Source organism: Vibrio floridensis (genome assembly GCF_021852965.1).
GTDB lineage: Bacteria > Pseudomonadota > Gammaproteobacteria > Enterobacterales > Vibrionaceae > Vibrio > Vibrio floridensis.
The window spans coordinates 1-5,481 of sequence record NZ_JAKGCY010000033.1 but is presented as its reverse complement, the minus strand read 5'-3'; the positions used below and the strand labels follow the sequence as shown (position 1 = coordinate 5,481).

Below are 5,481 nucleotides of genomic sequence, written 5' to 3'. Positions count from 1 at the left end.
CTGTGCGTTGTTTTTTGTGATTACGGTGTCATGCGGAAAGTTAGTAGTAGCGTTGTCTGCCCCTTAAGCGGGCGTTAGGTGCCATTCATCTGCTTGTTGGGTTTGATGTAATGCTTAGCTATAAATTACAGCTATCGATTAGACATATGCGTATTCTTTGCCTTTAATAAATTTGGCTTTCGTAGTTTCAGTCTTTATTAATCAAAATAGGATATTGATATGAATGATGAAATTGAAGAAGTAGTTGAAGACTTAGAGCAGTCCGTAGAGTACTCTTTAGAAGACAATACAAAAAGCAGCTGTAGGATAACAAAGGTTACTAAAAAAGGTCTTTATTATACTGCACATGCGACATGTTCTGACGGTAGAAAGGTTAAAGGTACTTCATCCAACATAAACGTAGCTAAGGGCTTAGCTTGTAATAAGTGTGGTTAATTTATAGTTATGCTCTGCACCTAACAATCTGTTTAAGAGTGATTCGCAACGCTTGGCATTTTTGCTATGCGTTGCGTTTTGTGTTTAAGGTGGTATGCGGGAGCTTCGGTATTGCGTTGCTCACACCTTAACAGGGCGTTATGTTTATCGGAGAAGTTCATGGTCAACTGGCCTTGTATTCTGAAATTAGATGGTGACGATGAGCTTGTTTATTTGGGTTCTGAAGCTGATTTGAATTGCGAGTGTGTGGATTTGATCGTTAGTCCAAGCGATCGAGTCATTGATTCTGAAGGTTTTGTCTATTCAATTGTTTCAGATGGCTCAGTAGTTAACTTGATTGGAAACTCAATCCAGATTTCAGCAGAGGAAGCGTCTAGATTGATTCAACGTCATGAGTTCTGTTTAGCGGAAGTCTGTTTGACAAAAATTCAGTTTGAAACAGTCGCTGAAGCATTTAACTGTTTGAAATCTTAGGCTAAATAAACATAACAAAGCGTTAAAGTGGGATTCGTGCCGCGTGGCATTTTTGGTATGCGGTAACTTTTGTGGTGAAAGTGGTCTGCGGAAAGTTAGTTTGTGCGGCACTCACCCCTTAACGCGGCGTTAGCAATCTTAGGAGAGACAGTGTGCAACATTTTAAGGGATGCAAATTAGTTGTTCATTGTAACGAGCAAATTCTTACCTATAAAAGAGATAATATTTCTTCCATTTCATATCCGAATTGCTGGGATTTACCTGGTGGCGGTCGTGAAGGGAACGAAACGCCAGAGGATTGTGCGCTTAGAGAGCTGAAAGAAGAATTCGGTATCGAACTGTGCCCTTCGCGTATTCATTACAAGCAAAAAGTAGAAAGTCATACAGGCTTTGGTTGTGCGTATTTTCTTGCAGTTACGATAACCGAAAGTGAGTTACGCGAAATTCAGTTTGGCGATGAGGGGCAATATTGGAAGCTCATGGACATAGAAACGTACTTAGCCCTCCCAGACGCTGTGCCATCGAATCAGCAAAGAATAAGAGGCTATCTCAACCTATGAGTTCGTATTGCTAACAAAGCGTTCAAGAGGGATTCATGCCGCGTGGCATTTTTGGTATGCGGCTGGTTTTGGTGGTGAAAGTGGTCTGCGGGAAGCTGGTTTAGGCGGCACTCACCCCTTAACGCGGCGTTATGCTTAATCACGCAAAATCAGTGGTTTATGAATTTTATTTATTCCCTCGGCTGGTTAATTTTTAGTTTGTCGGCAGTCGGCTCCAGTGGGCGCTGTTTTCCGGACACTTATTCTTTGGCGCTAAAAACTCTGAGAATTGCCTCAATCAATTCTCGGGCAAGCGCGAGGTTAGGGCGGTTGGCTCAATCAGAAATCCATTTCTAGGTTTTCAAACTTCAAACCAGATTTGCCCAAATTCCGAGCCTGATTATCAAAACTATGATTCATTTCGGTTTTCTACGTTTTGGCTTTTGTGTGTAAATCAAAGTCGAGTTAATCTTGGTTCTGGTTAAACGTAACCCATTGAAGCTTAAGCATAACAAGGCGTTTAAGTGGGATTCGTGCCGCGTGGCATTTTTAGTATGCGGTGAGCTTTGGTGGTAAAAGTGGCCTGCGGAAAGTTGGTTTGTGCGGCACTCACCCCTTAACGCAGCGTTATGTTTCCGAGTACCCCACGTTTAGTAGACACTTTACTAAGTTAGATCTAGGGTCTAATTGAGAGGTGATTTATGGCTAAACATCGTAATCCAGCGTACACCGAAGAGTTCCGTAAAGAAGCGGTTCGCCTTGCCTGTCTTCCTGGTCGAACGGCCGTCTCTGTTGCTCAAGAGCTGGGCATCAGTGCCCAGCAAATCCGTAATTGTAAGCATCAATTTACACGCCTGATCGCAGAAGCGAGAATGGGGATCTTCGAGTACATCGAAGTGTATTACAATCGAAATAGAAAGCACTCAGCGTTGGGCTATGTGAGTCCAGTAGCGTTTGAAAGTATGTAGTTATGTTGTGTCCACTTTTCGTGGGGTACACTAGTTTAAAAGGAGTTGAAAATGAGTCAGAAAGTAGTTGAGGAAAACGACCAGCATCCTTCAGGTCTCTATGTGGGGCTGATTTTGTGCTTTGCATCGGTCATTTGGGGAACTTTAGTTTTCTTAGTTGAATACTTTTTGGGTAAAGAGTTGTCTGGTGTTGGAACGATGAGTACCATTATTCCAGCAATGGGAGTCGGTTATTTTTTCGGCCACAAATCTGGAACTTTGATGCCACCTAAAACTAGATGGCAAGCTTTAACACTATGGATTATTGCAAGCTTCACTTTCGTGTTTGGGCTGTTGCTCGTAGATGGTATTTCTCTGTATGAGCTAGCAGTTGAACTTGGATGGATAAATTTGGTGGTTGTAGTTGTTATCCTAATATCTATGTTACTAGCCTATTTTGTGTTTAAGTCAGGGGAAAAAATGGCAATAAAAGCTCTAGAAAAAACCAAGCGAACTGCTTCTGGCTCATAACCTTCAGAAACATAACAAGGACATCAAACATCGCCCCCTGTGAGGGCTGGACTCGCAAAACCCGCTCGCTGTTTATGGCGGGCGTTATGTTTAATTGCTTAAAATCAGATGGTTACATCATTTTTGTTCACGCAGTTTTCAAGTTTTTCCATTGCCGGCAAGTTAACTTCAGCGATCGCTGTTTTCTGGACTCCAATTCGTGGGCGCAAAAAATTCAGAGAGTTGCCTCATTGAAATCCAGAGTTTAGGTGAGGTGAGGTGAGTGATTTTGATTTCAAAGTTAAAGCCCCGTTTATCGGTTTCTAACGTAAAACTCAAAGTCAGTACAATCAAATTTATGAGTTAATTCAGATTTTTAGCGTCTGGTTTTGGTTTGTAAAGGTAAGTCGAGTTAGGCTCTTGGTATCGCAAACTTCACCCTTTGAGCCTTAAACATAACAAGGCGTTCAAGTGGGATTCATGCCGCGTGGCATTTTTGGTATGCGGTGAGTTTTGGTGGTGAAAGTGGTCTGCGGAAAGTTGGTTTATGCGGCATTCACCCCTTAACGCAGCGTTATGCTTAATCAAATAAAATCAGTGGTTTATGGTTTTTCTTTGTTCCCGAGGCAGGCTGGTTTCGCGTTTGTCGGCAAGTTAGCTTCATTGGGTGCTGTTTTTCGGACACCTATTCTTTGGCGCTGAAAATTCAGAGCGTTGCCTCAATCAATTTTCGGTCAGGCGCGAAGTTAGGGCGGTTGGCTTAATCAGCAATTTGATCTTAGGCTTTTGAGTTTTAGCAGCCAAATTCCTAAGTCTGATTTTCAAAACTATGAGTCATTTCGGTTTTCTACGTTTTGGCTTTTGTTTGTAAATCAAAGTCGAGTTAATCTTGTTTATAGTAAAACGTAAGCCATTGAAGCTTAAGCATAACAAGGCGTTTAAGCGGGATTCATACCGCGTGGCATTTTTGGTATGCGGTGAGTTTTGGTGGTGAAAGTGGTCTGCGGAAGGTTGGTTTGAGCGGCATTCACCCCTTAACGCAGCGTTAGTTGCTAGAAGATAAATTCGTATCAAAGGAGAAGCAAAGTGGTGCATGCTTACGGCGCTGAGGAGACAAAAGCGTTCTGTTGTAACTGCAAAAAAGTTACGGTTCATAAGTATGAGAGCTTTTCAAAAAAAGAACCTAAAACTGAAGCAAGAGGTTTCTTTTCTGGGTTATTTGCTGCAATAGCAAGTGCTTTGATGGAAGGTGAGCCAACAGGTGATTATAAGTGCAAGGTTTGTGGCACTAACCTTAGCACGCCAGACCACTTGGACTAAGTTCTTTGGCAAACATCAGCTACGCAACTAACAAAGCGTTAAAGCGGGACTTGGCACGCGTGGCATTTTCAATTTGCGTTGGGTTTAGTGTTTAAGGTGTTATGCGGTCATTTTTGTATTGCGTGCCTGCGCCCCTTAACGCGGCGTTATGCATTACGAAGGGAATTACATTGAGCGAAGAATTTGAGAGTGTTCATTTCAAGAGTGGTGAGCTGAATATGAGTAAGCCTGAAACTTTGTACTTCGAGCTAGTTGGTGAGGAAGCTGAACTTGTTCAAATAGATGAAATGGTTAAAGATCATTTTTTGTGGTCAGATTCAGGTAATGGCTTCAGAAAAATATTTACTAGTGTTCTAGCGAGTAGGGAACATGATACACCATACGAGGCAGTCATGAGATTAGATTCCATTACTCGATACAAGGTAGTGCCAATAGGCGCTCGAGTTGGTTTAGGGCGCATGTTTTAAAAATGCATAACAAGGCGTTCAAGTGGGATTCATGCCGCGTGGCATTTTTGGTATGCGGCGAGTTTTGGTGATGAGAGTGGTCTGCGGAAAGTTGGTTTGTGCGGCACTCACCCCTTAACGCGGCGTTAGGTTAATCTATTCAACGTAGGGAGTATAAATGGAATTTGTCCCCGTAAATCTCGAAACGGACGGTACTCTCGATTTGTGTATTCAATTTCGTCGTGATGCACATCTCGTAAGTTTTGGAGATGACGCTAGCTTTAATGTCGGCGAGACTAAAGCGTGGTTTACAAGGCTAAATACATTTGTCAATTCTGGCTTTTATCATGTTTTCAAAAACAATAAGGTTATCGGTCAAATAGAATTCAGAAATGGCTTGTTGGATGAGCAAGGAGTGAAGTTTGGCTACATTAACTTGCTGTATTTGTTACCAGAATTTCGCAACAAAGGTTTAGGTAGTGAGCTAGAAGGCTTTATATTTGCTCAGTTCAAAAACGAGCAATGTGCGTATGCGCAACTGCGCTATATACCAGCAAATTTACAAGCAGTTAGTTTTTATCATAAGCATGGTTGGACTGATGTAGGTGATATTGGTGAGCGCGGACAATTAGCAGAAAAACGATTAACCTAACAAGGCGTTAAAGAGGGATTCATGCCGCGTGGCATTTTTGGTATGCGGTGAGTTTTGGTGGTGAAAGTGGTCTGCGGAAGCTTGGTTTATGCGGCATTCACCCCTTAACGCAGCGTTAGGTTAAATAAAGAGGAGCATAAAATGAATAACCTGTTATC

General features: G+C 42.3%; 7 protein-coding genes and 3 pseudogenes. All 10 read left to right on the top strand.

Going from position 1 to position 5,481, the window contains the following annotated elements; all coding sequences use genetic code 11:
* The first annotated feature begins 219 nt into the window (after positions 1-219).
* The 10 genes and pseudogenes from LZU85_RS20205 to LZU85_RS20140 all read left to right on the top strand — a co-directional run bounded on the left by LZU85_RS20205 (position 220) and on the right by LZU85_RS20140 (position 5,323).
* Positions 220-435, top strand: coding sequence for a hypothetical protein (locus LZU85_RS20205; protein ID WP_039978407.1), 216 nt, complete (start codon positions 220-222; stop codon positions 433-435).
* A 159-nt stretch (positions 436-594) separates the two neighbouring features.
* Positions 595-909, top strand: coding sequence for a DUF4144 domain-containing protein (locus tag LZU85_RS20195; protein ID WP_038970029.1), 315 nt, complete (start codon positions 595-597; stop codon positions 907-909).
* A 152-nt stretch (positions 910-1,061) separates the two neighbouring features.
* Positions 1,062-1,469, top strand: coding sequence for an NUDIX domain-containing protein (locus tag LZU85_RS20185; RefSeq protein WP_011150339.1), 408 nt, complete (start codon positions 1,062-1,064; stop codon positions 1,467-1,469).
* A gap of 159 nt (positions 1,470-1,628) precedes the next feature.
* Positions 1,629-1,810 (top strand): annotated as a pseudogene (locus tag LZU85_RS20175) (hypothetical protein); the annotation flags it as partial.
* Positions 1,811-2,149: 339 nt separating this feature from the next.
* Positions 2,150-2,284: pseudogene (locus LZU85_RS20170) on the top strand (transposase); the annotation flags it as partial.
* A 27-nt stretch (positions 2,285-2,311) separates the two neighbouring features.
* Positions 2,312-2,416: pseudogene (locus tag LZU85_RS20165) on the top strand (IS3 family transposase); the annotation flags it as partial.
* A gap of 51 nt (positions 2,417-2,467) precedes the next feature.
* Positions 2,468-2,926: an ABZJ_00895 family protein gene (locus LZU85_RS20160; RefSeq protein WP_237288343.1), complete on the top strand. Its 459-nt coding sequence runs from the start codon at positions 2,468-2,470 to the stop codon at positions 2,924-2,926.
* Between the two features lie 1,065 nt (positions 2,927-3,991).
* Complete coding sequence (locus tag LZU85_RS20155) at positions 3,992-4,225, top strand: hypothetical protein (protein ID WP_044023846.1); 234 nt, start codon at positions 3,992-3,994, stop codon at positions 4,223-4,225.
* 170 nt (positions 4,226-4,395) lie between these two features.
* Positions 4,396-4,692, top strand: coding sequence for a hypothetical protein (locus LZU85_RS20150; RefSeq protein ID WP_061058580.1), 297 nt, complete (start codon positions 4,396-4,398; stop codon positions 4,690-4,692).
* A 157-nt stretch (positions 4,693-4,849) separates the two neighbouring features.
* Positions 4,850-5,323, top strand: a complete 474-nt coding sequence (locus tag LZU85_RS20140; protein WP_237288341.1) for a GNAT family N-acetyltransferase — start codon at positions 4,850-4,852, stop codon at positions 5,321-5,323.
* The last annotated feature ends 158 nt before the right edge of the window (positions 5,324-5,481 follow it).